16 protein-coding genes and 1 pseudogene are annotated in these 15,759 nt (G+C 51.5%); 4 read left to right on the top strand and 13 right to left on the bottom strand.

Annotated features, from left to right (window positions below; all coding sequences use genetic code 11):
- The first annotated feature begins 167 nt into the window (after positions 1-167).
- Positions 168-494, top strand: a complete 327-nt coding sequence (locus ACHZCX_RS21005; protein WP_319589162.1) for a transposase — start codon at positions 168-170, stop codon at positions 492-494.
- A 74-nt stretch (positions 495-568) separates the two neighbouring features.
- Complete coding sequence (locus ACHZCX_RS21000) at positions 569-1,510, top strand: IS3 family transposase (RefSeq protein WP_319589161.1); 942 nt, start codon at positions 569-571, stop codon at positions 1,508-1,510.
- 610 nt (positions 1,511-2,120) lie between these two features.
- Here the strand turns inward: ACHZCX_RS21000 and ACHZCX_RS20995 are convergent.
- From ACHZCX_RS20995 to wrbA, 3 genes and pseudogenes are all read right to left on the bottom strand, one after another.
- Positions 2,121-2,399 (bottom strand): helix-turn-helix transcriptional regulator, encoded by a 279-nt coding sequence (locus ACHZCX_RS20995; protein WP_319589160.1) that lies wholly within the window; start codon positions 2,397-2,399, stop codon positions 2,121-2,123.
- A 426-nt stretch (positions 2,400-2,825) separates the two neighbouring features.
- Positions 2,826-3,848, bottom strand: coding sequence for a metal-dependent hydrolase (locus tag ACHZCX_RS20990; RefSeq protein WP_319589159.1), 1,023 nt, complete (start codon positions 3,846-3,848; stop codon positions 2,826-2,828).
- A 105-nt stretch (positions 3,849-3,953) separates the two neighbouring features.
- Positions 3,954-4,280, bottom strand: a pseudogene (gene wrbA, locus ACHZCX_RS20985) (NAD(P)H:quinone oxidoreductase); the annotation flags it as partial.
- A 187-nt stretch (positions 4,281-4,467) separates the two neighbouring features.
- On the opposite strand from wrbA, the gene ACHZCX_RS20980 reads away from it, so the two are divergent.
- Positions 4,468-4,989 carry a hypothetical protein gene (locus ACHZCX_RS20980; RefSeq protein ID WP_319589158.1) on the top strand — a complete coding sequence of 174 codons (522 nt, stop codon included), beginning with the start codon at positions 4,468-4,470 and terminating at the stop codon, positions 4,987-4,989.
- A 196-nt stretch (positions 4,990-5,185) separates the two neighbouring features.
- Here the strand turns inward: ACHZCX_RS20980 and ACHZCX_RS20975 are convergent, their stop codons facing one another.
- The 10 genes from ACHZCX_RS20975 to ACHZCX_RS20930 all read right to left on the bottom strand — a co-directional run bounded on the left by ACHZCX_RS20975 (position 5,186) and on the right by ACHZCX_RS20930 (position 14,829).
- The gene (locus ACHZCX_RS20975) at positions 5,186-5,773 is read right to left on the bottom strand and encodes a DUF2878 domain-containing protein (protein WP_319589157.1); all 588 of its coding nucleotides are present in this window, start codon (positions 5,771-5,773) and stop codon (positions 5,186-5,188) included.
- Entirely contained in the window at positions 5,758-7,743 is a 1,986-nt protein-coding gene (locus ACHZCX_RS20970) for a DUF1365 family protein (protein ID WP_319589156.1), read from the bottom strand. The genes ACHZCX_RS20975 and ACHZCX_RS20970 overlap by 16 nt, the downstream gene beginning before the upstream one ends.
- Positions 7,740-9,023: an FAD-dependent oxidoreductase gene (locus ACHZCX_RS20965; RefSeq protein ID WP_319589155.1), complete on the bottom strand. Its 1,284-nt coding sequence runs from the start codon at positions 9,021-9,023 to the stop codon at positions 7,740-7,742. The genes ACHZCX_RS20970 and ACHZCX_RS20965 overlap by 4 nt, the downstream gene beginning before the upstream one ends.
- Positions 9,020-9,832, bottom strand: coding sequence for a DUF1295 domain-containing protein (locus ACHZCX_RS20960; RefSeq protein WP_319589154.1), 813 nt, complete (start codon positions 9,830-9,832; stop codon positions 9,020-9,022). Before ACHZCX_RS20960 ends, ACHZCX_RS20965 begins: the two co-directional genes overlap by 4 nt.
- 37 nt (positions 9,833-9,869) lie before the next feature.
- Complete coding sequence (locus tag ACHZCX_RS20955; protein ID WP_319589153.1) at positions 9,870-10,283, bottom strand: DUF2177 family protein; 414 nt, start codon at positions 10,281-10,283, stop codon at positions 9,870-9,872.
- A gap of 371 nt (positions 10,284-10,654) precedes the next feature.
- Positions 10,655-12,145 (bottom strand): ferric reductase-like transmembrane domain-containing protein, encoded by a 1,491-nt coding sequence (locus tag ACHZCX_RS20950; protein ID WP_319589152.1) that lies wholly within the window; start codon positions 12,143-12,145, stop codon positions 10,655-10,657.
- A gap of 71 nt (positions 12,146-12,216) precedes the next feature.
- Complete coding sequence (locus ACHZCX_RS20945; RefSeq protein WP_319589151.1) at positions 12,217-12,699, bottom strand: pyridoxamine 5'-phosphate oxidase family protein; 483 nt, start codon at positions 12,697-12,699, stop codon at positions 12,217-12,219.
- A gap of 6 nt (positions 12,700-12,705) precedes the next feature.
- Positions 12,706-13,650, bottom strand: coding sequence for a DUF523 and DUF1722 domain-containing protein (locus ACHZCX_RS20940; protein WP_319589150.1), 945 nt, complete (start codon positions 13,648-13,650; stop codon positions 12,706-12,708).
- Between the two features lie 197 nt (positions 13,651-13,847).
- Complete coding sequence (locus tag ACHZCX_RS20935) at positions 13,848-14,018, bottom strand: hypothetical protein (protein ID WP_319589149.1); 171 nt, start codon at positions 14,016-14,018, stop codon at positions 13,848-13,850.
- Positions 14,019-14,244: 226 nt separating this feature from the next.
- Positions 14,245-14,829: a ferredoxin-thioredoxin reductase catalytic domain-containing protein gene (locus ACHZCX_RS20930; RefSeq protein WP_319589148.1), complete on the bottom strand. Its 585-nt coding sequence runs from the start codon at positions 14,827-14,829 to the stop codon at positions 14,245-14,247.
- 494 nt (positions 14,830-15,323) lie between these two features.
- Here ACHZCX_RS20930 and ACHZCX_RS20925 point away from each other — a divergent pair, with 494 nt between their 5' ends.
- The gene (locus tag ACHZCX_RS20925; RefSeq protein WP_319589147.1) at positions 15,324-15,698 is read left to right on the top strand and encodes a pyridoxamine 5'-phosphate oxidase family protein; all 375 of its coding nucleotides are present in this window, start codon (positions 15,324-15,326) and stop codon (positions 15,696-15,698) included.
- Positions 15,699-15,759: the final 61 nt, after the last annotated feature.

Below are 15,759 nucleotides of genomic sequence, written 5' to 3'. Positions count from 1 at the left end.
GAAGTAGCATGGCCTCTTCAGCCGGACACCTTGGCTTACCCATCTCTTTTCCTATTGCCTGGATCTGTTGTAACTGCCCTTACGCTACCTTCGGTACGCTATCTGGGGGATACGGCTGTCTTGGTTCAACGGGAATAGGACTTTTGAGCTGTTCATGATAAACCATTATGAACGGAGGAAAGTCCATGCGAAAGAAGCGCCACAACTACAGCCCTGAAGAGAAGGTAATTATCCTCAAGCGCCACCTGGTTGGCCGGGAAACGGTATCGGATCTGTGCGACGAATACCAACTGCAACCGAATATATTCTACGGTTGGCAAAAACAGTTTTTCGAAAAGGGAGCAGCTGCCTTTGCCCTAGAAAACAAAAACTCCAAGAAGGTAGAAGAACAACGAATCCATCAGCTTGAAGATAAATTGCGTCGAAAACATGAAGTTCTTTCCGAGTTGCTGGAGGAGCATATCCAGTTAAAAAAAGAACTTGGGGAGCTCTGAATGGTAGCTGGGTTCCTCATGATACACGAGATACCGTTGTTGATTTCAGCAAGCATTGGAGCCGGAAAGCAGAAGTGGCTCTAAAGGAGATCATCGCCTGGCTGGCCGTTTCCAGGAGCAAGTTTTATGCATGGATCAAGCGGTATGGCAAAACCAACGAACATAATGGGCTGATCCCTCGTGATTTCTGGCTTGAACCTTGGGAACGGGCAGCGATCGTCAATTTTGCTGTCAACAATCCCCTTGAGGGGTATCGGCGGTTGACGTTTATGCTACTGGATCAGGACATCGTTGCAGTCAGCCCCAGCAGCACCTGGCGAGTTCTAGGCCAGGCAGGGTTGCTGCAGAAATGGAACCGGAAGAAAAGCCTCAAGGGCACCGGCTTTGTGCAACCGCTCAGGCCCCATGACCATTGGCATGTGGACATTTCTTATATCAACATCTGCGGCACATTTTATTATTTGTGCAGCATTCTCGATGGATGCAGCCGTTTCATTGTCCATTGGGAGATCAGGGAACAGATGACGGAAATGGATGTGGAGATCATCCTGCAACGCGCCAAGGAGAGCTTCCCCGAAGCCCGGCCAAGGATCATTTCAGATAACGGCCCGCAATTTATTGCCAAAGATTTCAAGGAATTCATCCGCATCTCGGGCATGACGCATGTGCGGACATCGCCGTATTATCCCCAGTCCAACGGCAAATTGGAACGGTTCCATGCAACCATCAAGGGGGAATGTATTCGTCCTGGCGTCCCGCTTTCCCTTGACGACGCCCGCAGAATGGTTGAAGGATTCATCAATCACTACAACAAGGTCAGGTTGCACAGCGCTATCGGTTATATCGCGCCGATGGACAAATTGAACGGCAGAGACCAGGAAATATTCAAAGAGCGAGACCGGAAACTGGAAAAGGCTAGGGAACTGAGAAAGAAAAAACGACTTCGTGCCTACGGCCCAATCAGCCCAAGGGGAGATAACACGAACACCCATACCCCCTTAATGCAAACAGCTTGAATGTCCATTTCCAACTGAGGCGGAACACGGCCCCCCAGCCCCCCTTTTTTTCAGCCCTCAATTTACTCTGGGATCACCTGTTGCGAATATTCGGAGGAGATAAAGATGAACTTGGTGAACTTGGTGAACTTGTTTTAAGACTTCTACCTGATTGAGACATATCGCCTTGGAAGTTTTGTTCAAATTCGCAGTTGCAATCAAGATGCCACTCAAGGAAACGAACCAGCCCCTCGTGAAATAGGAGGAGCTACTGGTGGAGAGGTTTGACGATTGAGTTTTTCGTGTAATTCTCGAGGACCATAGATTGCACCTTTCTTTCATCCCTGGCCTGAACACGATCACTTTGAGCCAGTAATCGGATACCAAGTCCGGTGTTCGATGTATTTAGATGCATGTATTAATAATATATTTATTACAAATGTAAATATTTAGTGCACTTTAAGTGCATTTTATATTTTTTAACTAACACATTTTCAAAACAGAGAAAAAAGGCATGGGCTCAAGTTAACGTATAATTCAGGGATATGTTTACTCCGACTCTTTGAGACGCTTGAACTAATCGATTTTCATGCCGCCATACTCCTTGCGCCAGAGGTAGTGGCATGTCTGCTCAGTAAGTCGAGCGGGGCCAGCGATGATCAGGGCCAAGTCGTGCCAGACAATCAAGCATCTTCGCTTTACTAATTCTATGAAATTGGCCTCGCAGCATCTTCGACAGCATCGGCTCAGTAATGCCTACAACTTCAGCGGCTTGTAGCTGGGTCCATTTGTGGCCTTTAATAATCTCACCAATTTGGGTCGCAAGCTGTGCTTTGACGATCATTTCGTCAGAGTCGGCCATGCCAAGGTCGGTGTATATATTGCCGGAACTCTCTTCGATTTCAATCATTTGAGTTGTCCTTTGGTGCGCGTTTCCGCTATGTCAATCGTTCCCAAATCAGGTCCATGTTAGGCTGGTTTCGTGCAATTCAGGGTGTAACCTCATCGCTTTATGATCGTATAGACAATACGAAGAGCATCACCACACGACCATCCGAGGTCTCGATGGTCAAGATCTTCAGAGATATCGTGACTTCTAACTTGAACATCTGCGGCTTGTCCGCAGAATGTTCTTGTTGGAATTAGCATCATGCCCCCTGAACTCGTCTCCTGCAGGTCGGGGAAGAACTTGAGCACACGAGCCATAGGAAGACCACGCCCAGACTGGTGCGCAAGAAGAGGATGCCGAAACCTGCTATCCAATTGTTGATTTCCCGCTGTTGCGTGAGCAACTTGATGAACGCCGTGCGCATTTAGATTCATCATCGCTGCAGCACTAATGCAACCGCCCCATGATGCCTTCAGCGAGGTTGCGGAAGACAGCTCTCGCGTTGGTCATCTCGGGCTGGACTTGGACAAACGTATATTCACCGGGGCGGCTTTCGTCGGGCAATAATTCCCAGGTAAAAATGTAAACGCGGGGATTGTTGAGATCGACATCCAGTTCGCCGAAGCGAATGTCAGAGAGCATCAACCTGCCCTCAAGTTGGTGGACCGTGTACCATCCCTTCGAAAACCACATAAGAACTTTGTGCGCTCGACTTCCCCGCACCTTAGCGAGCAGACTATCATTACGCGAGATGAACTGAAACTTAAGGCCGTCGTGCTCATCGAGCAACGAATGATAACCGACCCAGTAACCGTCTTCCACTTCACCCATGATGCGCCAGAGCACAGTGTTGAATAGCGTCGGTGCGGTCATGTAGCGTTCGACGGTGATACCCTGTTTCGCGAAAGCTTCCTCTGCAACTGAGTTGATATGCGACTTGAATCCGAGCGTCGCTACAAGATAGATTGCACCAAACGTCAGCACGATGCCATTGAGGAGCCGGCGCTTGACGTTCTCACGACTCAGGAAAAGCGCAGTGATCACCGCAATCAACAACGGTAAGCTGAATATCGGATCGACAATCGAAATTGAGTTGAAGCCAACCGGATAATCGCTGAATGGCTGCAGCAATTGCGTTCCATAGACCGTGAATGCATCGAGCCAGATCGAAGCCTGCAACGCCATCAGCATGAAGACCAGCCAATGTCTGAACTGGGTTCGATCGCGATAGAGTCGATGCATTAACCAGGCTAAAAGCGGCGCAACGACGAGGCTTACCAGGATCGAATGCGAATACCCGCGATGCCAGGTGAGTTTGGCGACTTCGTCGAAAAGCGGGTTGACGAGAACGTCGAGGTCGGCGAGCGTTCCGACTAAACCGCCCCAAAGAATGGCTCGATTGCCGAGCTGCCGGCCGAGGCAAACCTCACCTATCGCGCAACCGATAGTGACTTGTGTTATTGAGTCCATGGCTTAGCACATCTATCTTTACCGGGATTTCCTAGACAGTATGTTCAGAAGCATCATGTATTCTTTCCGGTCTCTTTTTACTGCCACCTATCGCTCCGGTTAGACTTATGCCAAGAGATTGTTGACAATATTGGCAACATGGGTTCCCTGAAAGCGGGCAATTGCAAGCTCATTCTCCGAGGGTTGACGGCGACCGTCGCCGCCTGCAAGGGTCCCGGCGCCGTAGGGAGATCCCCCAGTGACTTCGTCAAGCGCCATGAGTTCCTTGCAAGAATAGGTAACGCCGACAATGATCATGCCATGATGGAGCAGGTTGGTGTGTAACGAAGTGATCGTGGTTTCGTGTCCGCCGTGCTGTGTAGCGGTGGAGATGAACACACTGGCAACTTTGCCGATCAGTTTCCCGCCAAACCATAGCCCACCTGTTTGATCATATATTTCATTTCAGGCAATGCTCACCACAGACCTGGTCAGTGGATGTCACACACAACTTCCCTTCTGTGCATGCAGGCCTCATATATTTAATCGAAGAATTTGACATGAAAGAGTGATATGATAAAGGGTGTTTCGTGATGAGTTCGGAAACACGCCAATATGTATGGATGAATCAAGAGGTTACATGGACACTGGCAATAAAAAGATTTTAGGCGTATTGGATTCATTAATCCCAAGGACATGGACAATCGTTATTACTCTGGCTCTTATGTTGAATTCGCTTGGCTGCAATCCCAAGTCGACAAAAACCGGCTCTATTGAAGGCTACCAGTTGGAATGGTCCGACATGGACATCAGTCAACGTAAACGACACATGGAGCAGGTTATTCTTCCCGTCGCGACCTCAGTATTTCAGTCCTGGCGACCAGATCACTATACCAAAATAGACTGTACCCTGTGCCACGGGCAGGGCTTCCAGGTCGAAGATTTTCATATGCCCACCACTCATCTGCCCAGGCTTAGTGGCAAACTGCTTCTTGGACCGGAATTCGAAAGTCACCCTGAGACAACCAGATTGAAGTTAAATCGATTGGTGCCCGAGATGGCAGAGGCCCTTGGGAAAAATCAATTCAGTCTGATCACTCGCAAAGGTTTCGGCTGCTACTCTTGCCATCTAGGCCCGACCGGACCGATGTTTGGCAACTGAGGCAATTGAAGTCGGTCGTTAACTTTTCTTGGTTCGGCCAGAGGGGGAACATTTCCGGGTTTGAAAATTGAAAAAACGGCTCAAAAAAGCCACGTTCAAATAAGGAATTTTGTCTCAAAACCGGAGGGGAATTTATCCATTTTTCGTTCAGAGGCCTGTTCAAATTCCCTAGACCATTTAAGCATTCCAAAGGGAGCTAGCTTGACTTCGTCAAGAACTTGAGTCGATACAGGATGGTGCTGTCCCGAACAGAGGTCCGTGCCGCTACCCAGAGGAGGATAACCATGACCAACCCCCAACTTGCCCCAATCTGTAGAAGGCAACGGAAGATATTATCATCGCTGAATTGAGCGGCGCCGAACCTGACCCCCGCCCAGTAGGCAAGGGCACCGGAAACACTCCCCAGCAACGCGCCAAGGAAATATCGACCGTTTAGCCAGCCCAGTGAGTAGTGGAGGCTCATGGCGAACTGGAGCCAGAGGACGAGAATCCAGGCCGGCGGTAGGCTCGGATGGAAACTGCCGATGGGAAAAACAAGCACGCCTGTGCGGATATGGACGCCATCGACCAGCAGGCCAAGCAGCAGGCTTGCCAGTAGCAGCAGGCTTTCGTGCGCTGCATTTCTTACCAGAGCCAGGTGCACCAGCACCAGCAGCAGTCCGGCCGCTGCTGCCAGCCAAGGATACCCTGCGGCCGCCCCGAGCACGCAAACAAACCAACCTGCTTGAAACAAGGCGTAATTAAGCAGTGATGTCCAGGTTTGGCCACTCAATAATATCGCCATGCTTCCTCCACCGGTTCACCCATCCTGGCCAACACCAGATGATAATTCCGCACCAGACGGTTGCGGAATCCTGCCTCGCAGTAACTGAAATAGTATTCCCATTTGCGCACAAAGGTCGGGTCAAATCCAAGATCGAGGACTTCTTGGCGCCTCTTGAGAAAGGCATCGCGCCAGAGTTGCAGCGTGCGGATATAGTGGCTGCCGATATCCTCCATCTCGACGATATTGAGGCGGGTTTTGCCGCTCATGGCGGAGACCATTGCCCCGACTGAAGGCAGATGGCCGCCGGGAAAGATATGTTTGCGGATCCAGTCGGAACCGGCCCGATAAGCGCCGTATTTTTGGTCTGGGATAGTGATGGCTTGGATGACTATCCGTCCGCCGGGAGCGAGCAGCTTGTCCAGGGTCGAAAAGTAAACCGGCAGGTGGGGATGGCCGACAGCCTCGAGCATCTCGATGGAGACGATCTTGCTGAAGCTGCCCTCGACATGGCGGTAATCGGTGAGGAGGATCTTGATTTGGTCCGCCAGCCCTTCTTCCTCCACCCGCCGGGTGGCCCAATCGAATTGCTCGCGGGAAACCGTGATCCCCGTTAGGCGGCACCCGGTCTGCCGAACCGCCTCGAGAGCGAAACCGCCCCAGCCGCAGCCGATCTCAAGCACATGGTCTGCCGGTCCGATGGCCGCCTTGTCGATCACGGCCTGGAACTTGTTAACCTGCGACTGCTCAAGGCTGTCGTTGTGGTCGAGGAAAATGCCGCTGGAGTAGGACATGGTCGGATCGAGAAAAAGGGCATAGAGCTCGTTGCTGAGGTCATAATGCTCGCTGATGTTGCGCCGGCTACCGGCCAGAGTGTTGTCGCGCCGGCGGTGAACCATCAGGTTGAGCAGCCGCCCGGCGAGAGCCGGCCAGATTCGCCGGTCGTTGACTGCCTCCTCCCTGAGGTTGAGGAGGGAGAGCAGGGCAACCAGGTCCGGGCTGTTCCAGTCCCCATCGACATACGCCTCGCCGAACCCAATATCGGCAGTCAGCATGGCGCGCTGGAAAAACCGGTGCCTGACCACCTGCATGGCCACCTGCGGCGAACCGTCGGGTTGACCGAAAATCAGCTGCTCGCCTTCGGGCAGGATCATGGTCATCCGGCCGTGGTCGAGCTGGCTGAAAAAATGGGTCATCACCTTGCGCCCCAGCCGCTCAAGCAGACTCGGCGGCGATTGGCGCAGGGTCAGGGGCGAACAGGGGTCGGGCTTGGTGTAGACCTTGAGTTTTTTTTCAGCAAAGAGACGACCCGCCTGCCAGAGAATGCGGGGAAAGGTTAGGGCAGCCCGTAGCGGATGGAGGTAAACGGTGCGGGCTAGCGTCCCTGGGGTCAATGGTCTGGCCGTGCCGGTGAACGAGGCCACCAGAGCCGGTTTGTCCCCATCGAGAGAGAAGGTGATCTCCAGCAGCAGGGTGTCTCCTGGCGGGCTGAGGCGGAAGGCGTAATGCCCTTTTCGAGGGAAAAAGGGGGAGACGTGAAAGACTTTTTCGGTCCCAAAGGTGAGGTCACCGGATTGATGCTGGAGCACGTAGAGATGGGTTTCACCGAAGGTGTTGTTCACCTGGGCGAGGACGCAGAAAATCTCGCCCTCTTGATCGTAGCAGTAAAAAAAGCTGACCGGATTGAAGACATAATGGAACTGCCGCAGAGCGGTGACGAGGATAACGCGGGCGGCGGGCTGGTTGATGCCGTTTTCTTCGAGCGCCCGCTGAACCTTGGCAATCAGGGGCGCGTTGCCGGGGTAAAGGTAGTCGCGGTCATGGAGGGCGAGCGGCCGGATCCGGTTATGGCCGAACCAGATCGAATCGCGGTCCAGTTGTTCCAGTTCGTCGAGATCCAAGGCAAAGAGGTGGAGGCTGTAGACAAAGCTGTGTTCAACTTCATGGGTGCGGGCATGACGAAGCTGCCCGGTAAAGAGTTGCGAGTTCATTCCTTTTCCTGCAAAAGTTTGACCGCCTGGACACTGGAACGAACCGCATCCTCATGGAATCCGTAGCCGAAATAGCTGCCGCAGAAATAGGTGCTATTGACCCCGTTGAGTGTCGGCAGTGAGGGCTGGGTTGCCATGGAATCGACGGTATAGGTGGGGTGATGGTAGACCATGCGGGCGATCACTTGGCTTTCGTCGTAGTCTCCGGGGCGATTCAGAGTGACGAGATACTGTTTTTGCGTGGTCAACCCCTGGAGCAGATTCATGCTGTAGGTGAGATAGACGGGCTTATTTGCCGTTTTGTCAGCATCCCTCCTGAAATTCCAGCAGGACCAGGCTCTGGGCATGGAAGGCAGCACCGACAAATCGGTATGGAGGACCGTGCTGTTGGCCTCGTACTGCCAGGGACCGAGGAGCCGCTTTTCTTCCGGGGTCGGATCGCCGAGCAAGCGCAGAGCCTGATCGGCATGGGTGGCGATCACCACCTGATCGTAGCGTTCCGGTGATTGACCAGCGCTTTCCACCCTGACGCCGTCATTGGTGCGGTACAACCGCTCCACTGCTGCCTGCAGGCGGATTGTGCCGGTGAACGCTTGGGTAAAAGCCTTGACATAACTCCAGCTGCCGCCACTCACTGTTCGCCAGCTCGGCCGGTTGACGAAGGTGAGTAGGCCGTGATTGCGGAAGAAGAGGAGAAAGGACCGGGCAGGAAAGGCGGCGACCTGGCCGGCCGGGGTCGACCAGATGGCTGCGGCCATGGGTTTGAGATAGTTTTCGACCATAAAGGGCATGAATCGGTGCCGGAGTACCCATTGTTCCAGGGTTCCCAGGTCATGGCCGGCATCAAGATCCCTGTTAGCCTGCTTGCTGAAGCGCCCGATTTCAAGGAGAAAGCGATAAAATTGTGGTTTGAACAGGTTGGATCGCTGCGCAAAGAGGCCGTTGAGATCATTGCCGGCATACACCAGACCGGTCTGAAGACACTGGAAGCCAAACGACATCTCCGTCCGCCTCGACGGAACCTTGAGTTCCTCAAGGAATTGGATGAAATGGGGATAGGTGGCCTCATTGAAGACGATGAAGCCGGTATCAACCGGGGTGCCGGCATCTGGACCATCGGGGATAGGGATGGTATGGGTATGACCGCCGAGGTAATCGCCTTGCTCCAGCAGGGTGACGTCATGGGTTTTCTGCAGAAGATGGGCGGCTACTATGCCGGCCACACCTCCGCCGATAACCGCTACTCGTTTTCGGGGTGTCCTGTTCTCTGATGGGTTCATGAATGTTCCGGATTGCCGGTGGAGGAAGGAGTGTCCGGCCCCTTTTTCGGGAACCAGGGGAAAAAGGCGTTGGTCCTGGCCTTGTAGGCCTCAAACTGCGGATTACCAATGTATTTGGCCTCAAGCATCGGAATCCCCGACACTTTGAGGAGGAGAAAACAGATGGTCAGCGGGCTGATCAGACCCCAGAGGCCTGCCGGTGATCCCAGGCCAATAATAAAAATACCCCACCAGAGGACGGCTTCACCAAAATAGTTGGGATGACGGGTGTAGCGCCACAATCCCTCCTCAATTGTCTGGCCGCGATGGGCCGGGTTCTGTTTAAAACGGGTCAACTGCCAGTCGCCGACCGCCTCAAAGAAGAATCCGACTCCAAAGAGCAGGATGCCTACGAAATCAGTCCAACTTGGGCCACCGCCGGGACTGGCGATGGCGAGCAGGATCGGCATCGCCACCACAAAAACCACTGCCCCCTGGAGCAGGTAAATCTGGAGAAAACTCCGCCAGATTATGGTCTTGCCCCAGGCTTCGCGGAAGGCCCGGTAGCGAAAATCTTCCCCTTTGCCCCGGTGGCGCAGGCCGATATGCAAACCAAGACGCGCCCCCCAGAGGGTGACGAGAGCAAGCAGCAGCAGTGGCCGGAATCCCGCAGTGCCCCCGAACAGCCAGGCGCCCCAGGAAGCAACGACAAAGGCCGGACCGTAAGCAATGTCAATCAGGCTGTTGTCTTTGGCACATAAACCGATGACAAACATGCAGCTCATGTAAGCCAGAAGGAGAAGCGCCGCACTTTCTAAAACGGTGGCCATGATCATCACGCTGCAATCATTTTGGGGACAAGGGGTTTCATCCCTTCAGGAGCCAGGAACCAATGAGAAAACTGCCGCCGCTCACCAGGGTGCAGAGCACCGTGCCCCAGGCGATGTCGACCACCGTGACCAGAACCGGCCAGTCGCGCAGTGTCGCCAGATTGGTGAGATCATAGGTGGCATAGGTGAAAAAACCGAACAGGGCACCGAAAAGGCAGGCCCTGGCGAGCGAACCGGCTTCCAGGCCAGGGCGAACGGCAAAGATGAGAATGCCGACGATGTAGATAAAATAGAAGAGGAGGGCCGCAGTCCAGTTGACCTGGGGATTGAGCAGCGAATGGAGCTGCTCCTTATAGAAATTTCTGGCCGCATAACCCAGCCAGATCATGTCGATGGCAAAAAAAACCGGGATGGTGAACAGGTAGAGCTTAAACCAAAAAGAGAAATTCATGCGACTAACTCCCCTTAAATAGAAAAACAATAAATCGTGAGATGTTGCTTTAACCTCTCTTCATGTTATCCAGGACAATAAAAGAAGATCGTCAGGTTACCGTAATTCCTTCCCGGACAAAAACAACAGTGTTGTCGCTCAATTCTGACGAGGCTTTTCTGATGCTGCTCTCAGGCGATGGTTTCGATATCAAACAGGTACACCTCGTCAAATCGACCTGCCAAAAACAATTTTTTCCATTATCCCTTTGTGTAACCAAGACTGTCTCTGTATGGGTGAATGGAGCCTCTTTGGGGTCCGCAGCATTTGTTGCCGTTCTTTGTAAAGCGATTGTTGACGGCAGCGCCTCCCCTGGTTTTGGATGCTCTCCGCTATAACAGGTTGAAATCCTCGATAATGATCTGGTCTTTACTGATCCCCATTTTTTTGAACTGCCTTATCAACCCGGTGACCATCGGTGATGGGCCGCACAGGAAAATATTCTTATTGCGGACCCCGCCTTTTACACGACTATCGATATAATCTGCTGTAATGAACCCCTGCCGGACGTCCTCATACAGTTCGTAATGGTGACCACGCTCCTCGAATGCAGGAAAACCGTGGAAATGGCTGAGGATTACTTCATTTCTGATATCGTTGTCAAAGCTGGCCTGATCTTGAGTGGGTACCAGATAAAAAAGCGCAACGTTTGGGCTCTTCCAGTTCTGGCTGATTTCAGGATGCAACGCAATCATTGACGTCTCTTTGTCCGGCGCTATTGGTCGTTCGCCAGAGTTCAGCGCTACATGCCACATGCCGAGAAAAGGTGTGATGCCTATGCCGCCGCCAATGAAAACGCAGTCACGATCATCCGCCAGAAAACGATCACTGAAATGACCGTAGGGTCCATAGACCGTGACCTCGTCTCCCGGTTCCAGAAGATCCAGTGAGCGGGTATGATCACCGGTCTGTTTAATTCCAAGTTTGAATCGCGAAGCCAGATTGTAGCCACAGGCAATGGAGTAGGGGTGAGGTTCGGTGGTTATCCCCGGTTTGTGGATGACCAGGTAGACAAACTGGCTGGGGCGGAACGACATCTTCTCTCCGACTGGGTCAAAGGAAATTTCTAGAACATCCCGTACTCTCTCGATTTCAGCAATCCGATAACGATACCGCGGCCCAATAAAACGATAGAGGAAGCGAATGTAGAGGAAACTCAAAAGGGCCAACGACAGCAGTCCATACACCCAGTACCTGAGCAATGGATAAGCGGCAACGTCCCGGTTGACAACGAGAATATGTACCATCACCAGCACAAGCAAAGCACCGAACCATTCGTGGGTTTTTTTCCAGCGGTGGTAAGGGATTTTTATCCATAAGGTCGGTACCAGCAGGGCAATCATGAACAGCAACGCAGTAAGGCCGAGATTATGACCTATTGTATAGCGGTCCCCATGAGGAGCTATGAACCAGAGTCTTTGCAGGAAAGCAATCAGGTCCGGCAACCGGTCCAAAGCAAGAAAGAGAGGGTGGAGGATTATCAGCCAGAAAGCAGTCTTACCGAGTCGTTTATGAATCTGGTAGACTTTATCCAACCCGCAAAAATATTTTTCGAGGACGTTATTTCGGGTCGACAGCAACACACACCAGCAGAGTAATACCGTTGCAGCAAGCGAAGCAACCTTTGCCGGGTATTTGAAGGGATTCTCGAACCAGTCATTGAAATACCACTTGCTTCCCAGCCAGATGGCAAGGGTGATGGTGATCGTAACGACAACCGGCAACAGGTTTTGTGTTGTTTTAGAGGTGCTGAGCATTTCGGACTCCTTTGCCCTATGTATCTCTTTTCTAACAAGCCTCTTGCCCTGCTCCCAGCAGGCCAAACCTTTTGATCTTTCCTAACTTAACCAATCAGTCGGGGCAGAATTCTGACGAGGTTTCTCTGATGCCGCTCTCAGGCGATGGTTTCGATATCAAGCAGGTGCACTTCATCAAATCGACCCACCAGAATATATCGGCGGACCATGAGGGCCATGAGGGCAGAAGATGGGGCCAGGCAAAAGGGTTCCAGCTCGGGATGCCGTTGGAGAAAGAGGGCGAGCGGGCCGTTTTTGTCTTTCCCCAGCAACTCCCTTGCCTGCCCAAGGGCGGTGACCGCAAGGGCCGACTGGAAATCAGCGCTGCGGTTGGTCCGGTTGTCGATGAGCGCCGAGACCTGGTTGTGGGCAGCCATGTTGCTGTATTTATGTGTGGCACGTGAGGTAACAAAAAAAAGGCGGTCAAGGTCGGCGGCAGCGGCAAAGGCCATCAGGCTGGTGTAAGGCGCCGTGCCGTCATGGGTGGCGAGTACCAAATGCGATTGTTGTTGAAACAAACAGCGCAGTTGCGACGCCAACTGTTCCCGGTCCTTTGGACAATATTGTTTTTGTTGCGGCATAATTCTTCAGCAATGGCTGCGCAGACGCAGGTCGAGAGGGTGAGGGTGGAGATAGTACTGGTCGCGCAGGTAGGGTTGGTCGAATTTGCGAACATAGTGGTTGAGGAGGGTAACGGGGACGATCAGCGGAACATCCGCGAGGCGATAAGCCTCAATCATCTCCAGTACCTCCTGCTTTTCATCCGGTGTTAGCTCGTTCTTGAAATAGCCGAGGATATGCAGAAGGACGTTGCAATGCTTCTTCGCGTTGGTACGAACACGCAGGGTTTCGGCAAGAAGTACGCCATATTGGCTGTAGGCCTCTGCGATGGGTTCAGGCATATTGGCGATGAACCGCCCCATCCGCCGGTAGTGCTCCTGGCTGTGGGCAAGAAGCAGCAGTTTATGGCGGGTATGGAAGTCCACCAAAGCCCCTCGGCTGGGGGGCGCCGTCATCAGGTCACGGAAATGTTTGAAGACAAAGACGCTTTCAATAAAGTTTTCCCTCAACCTGCCGTCGTTGAGCCTGCCGTCCTCTTCCACTGGCAGGAGGGGGAAATGTTGGGTGAAAGCCCGGGCGAACATGCCGGTTCCAACATTGCGGGGCATGCCTTGATCCGAATAGACTTTTACTCGGTAAAGCCCGCTGCTCGGTGAATCCTTTTTGAATATGAAACCGCAGAGATCCTCTTTCTCCAACTGCCGCACTCTATATTCGGCCCAGGCCTGCATTTGTTCAGTGTGGTCGACACCGCTGCGGCTGGTCACCAGCCGAGGGGCCTCCTCGCTGCCTACTAGACGCAGGGTCTCACGGGGAATGAGCATGCCGCATTCTACCTCCGGACAGACGGGAACAAAGTCCATGTACTGGCCCAATATATCTCGGATGAAATGGTTGAGCTGATGGCCTCCGTTATAGCGGACGTTCTGGCCAAGCAGGCAGGCACTAACCCCTATTTTCAGCTTTTCCATACTAGTTTTTCCTCTCGAGAGACGAGTTGATAACGGTGCGTTCTTTTGTGGGCCCCTCTAAACGACCACGTGCGCCCCAGACTTGGATGAGAAAGATGTTTGAGGCCTTCCCCCCTGAGCTACAAATCAAAAAAGAAAGCCTCTGTTACAAAAAAAGTAACAGAGGCTTCTTACAAGCTTATGTGTTGTTTGAGGTCCTACCAGCTGTCGCCTAGGACGGTATTAAGATCCAGGCATTTCGCTTTCTCTTCTTCAGTCAGGTCTTCTTTCTTTTTGATGTCCTTAATGTAGCAGGCATACTCTTTTCCTTCTTTGTCACGAACCCAAACCATTTTTTCATATTCTTTTTTTATAACACCATCTCTCATGACAACCTCCAGGGTTTTAGGTTTACAGGAAATACACGGTGGAAAAGAACTTGTTCAAATTATTATGACTCTTGAGCTTTATTGTCAACGGGAAAACAGTGCTTGTCCTAGGGACACTCAAACGCAGTGCATTGCAATATTTCTATCGAGCAATTCTACTCAGTGCTGTCGAGCATTCAATTGAACCCCTTACCAAATTGCATGTGTGCATAGAGCCCTAAGGAAATTAATACTGCCCAACGGGCCTTCTCTCAGGAACGAGAATATGAGGAATGCGCTCCTCGTTCCACTCCTGAGACACATAAAACTGGCAGTAACAAGAACCGAATTCTTCGACATCCGCCGCCCGATACTCACAGGGGCAGATGATGTCCCGGTCAGCCTCTCGATGGCCTGAAGCCAGGCGGCAGGGGCAGGACATGTAGCCGTACCGATCTTTGTTGGTCAGCAAGCCCCGGAGCAGATCGAAGGTCCGCTCCCGGTCCCGGTTGAAGAAATAGCCTTTGGGCTCCTGCACCTTTTTGAGCATGTCATGGAGATCGTCGACCTTGGTGCGCACCCCAATGGCCTCCTTGATCTCCTGAAGTTTGAATCCGATGATGGTTTGCCCGTCGATAGTAATGGTGGGAAAGGAGCAACTGGGGTTGAGCAGGCGCAATTCAGATAGCAAGGACTCTCGGTCCTGATCTGCCAGCAGGTCTCCATCAACGAATTCATGCGTTACGTCGAGATCCTTGAGCATTTTTTTTATGGCTTGACAGTAGGCACAAGTTGAAAGGCTGTAGAGTTTTATTCGTTTTGTTTCCATCATGAGGGCCATTTGTTTGCATTCGATTATTAATTTGATTTGATTTACACTTGCGACTTGTTGAAGTCAGCTTGGCAAGCAAATCGTGGAAAATTTTGTTGCCCCAGACAACCACAAACAAGGAGCTCATGCAAATTCTGAGATGGTGTTAGTCAATAGCTCTTAATGGGAAATATGAATTTACGAGATAATGTCAATTACATTACAATAAAAAATATTTGATACAATGCAACTCAACCTTACCTTACATCATAACTTTTCTCTGAAAAACAAGTGTTTGCCTCAAGTCAAAAAAATAGGTATTGAGTGAACTTGATTATCCAAAAGTAAAGCATACTCTCTACGATTATGGTTTTTGCATAGAAATCAAAAGGATAGATTGATGGGTAAAAATGTAATTTTTGTCTGATGTGCGAGGTGTAGAAATGCTGCTTGCCCATCGAGAACGATATCTTCTTCCAATGACGGATTTATAAATCTACTCCAAAAGGAAAAACATGAAAAAATTACAAGAATACTTCGAAAACACAAAAGGGTTAGGTGTATTGGCCACTGCTGATAGCAATGGGAAAGTTGACGCAGCGATTTATTCGCGCCCCCATTTTCTTGAGGAGGGGACAATGGCCTTCATTATGCGTGATCGCTTGACCCACCACAACCTTCAATCAAATCCTTCAGCGACGTTTCTCTTCGTTGAAGAAAGAGCCGGTTACAACGGCAAGAGGCTTTTTCTAAAAAAAGTCCGTGAAGAAAACAACCCGGAACTGATCAAAAAAATCAAACGCCGAACCTTTAGCGATGACGATGTGGCGCTTACTTTTCTTGTCTATTTTACCCTTGAGAAAGAACTTCCGCTCATCGGTGATAAATAGTCGCCCATAGTTTACCTTTTCGTTGCCCGGTCTGATTTGCAATACAAAATAAGGGAAAACA

This window comes from uncultured Desulfobulbus sp., from assembly GCF_963662935.2.
In the GTDB taxonomy this organism is placed as follows: domain Bacteria; phylum Desulfobacterota; class Desulfobulbia; order Desulfobulbales; family Desulfobulbaceae; genus Desulfobulbus.
The sequence above is the reverse complement of the archived record's forward strand: the minus strand, read 5'-3'. Positions and strand labels throughout refer to the sequence as shown.

Coding starts and splice junctions, on each gene's coding strand:
- ACHZCX_RS20930 (WP_319589148.1), bottom strand. CDS start 14,829: ATGATGGAAACAAAACGAATAAAACTCTACAGCCTTTCAACTTGTGCC.
- ACHZCX_RS20925 (WP_319589147.1), top strand. CDS start 15,324: ATGAAAAAATTACAAGAATACTTCGAAAACACAAAAGGGTTAGGTGTA.
- ACHZCX_RS20960 (WP_319589154.1), bottom strand. CDS start 9,832: ATGGCCACCGTTTTAGAAAGTGCGGCGCTTCTCCTTCTGGCTTACATG.
- ACHZCX_RS20965 (WP_319589155.1), bottom strand. CDS start 9,023: ATGAACCCATCAGAGAACAGGACACCCCGAAAACGAGTAGCGGTTATC.
- ACHZCX_RS20995 (WP_319589160.1), bottom strand. CDS start 2,399: ATGATTGAAATCGAAGAGAGTTCCGGCAATATATACACCGACCTTGGC.
- ACHZCX_RS20940 (WP_319589150.1), bottom strand. CDS start 13,650: ATGGAAAAGCTGAAAATAGGGGTTAGTGCCTGCCTGCTTGGCCAGAAC.
- ACHZCX_RS20990 (WP_319589159.1), bottom strand. CDS start 3,848: ATGGACTCAATAACACAAGTCACTATCGGTTGCGCGATAGGTGAGGTT.
- ACHZCX_RS20935 (WP_319589149.1), bottom strand. CDS start 14,018: ATGAGAGATGGTGTTATAAAAAAAGAATATGAAAAAATGGTTTGGGTT.
- ACHZCX_RS20975 (WP_319589157.1), bottom strand. CDS start 5,773: ATGGCGATATTATTGAGTGGCCAAACCTGGACATCACTGCTTAATTAC.
- ACHZCX_RS20955 (WP_319589153.1), bottom strand. CDS start 10,283: ATGAATTTCTCTTTTTGGTTTAAGCTCTACCTGTTCACCATCCCGGTT.
- ACHZCX_RS20945 (WP_319589151.1), bottom strand. CDS start 12,699: ATGCCGCAACAAAAACAATATTGTCCAAAGGACCGGGAACAGTTGGCG.
- ACHZCX_RS20970 (WP_319589156.1), bottom strand. CDS start 7,743: ATGAACTCGCAACTCTTTACCGGGCAGCTTCGTCATGCCCGCACCCAT.
- ACHZCX_RS21005 (WP_319589162.1), top strand. CDS start 168: ATGAACGGAGGAAAGTCCATGCGAAAGAAGCGCCACAACTACAGCCCT.
- ACHZCX_RS20980 (WP_319589158.1), top strand. CDS start 4,468: ATGGACACTGGCAATAAAAAGATTTTAGGCGTATTGGATTCATTAATC.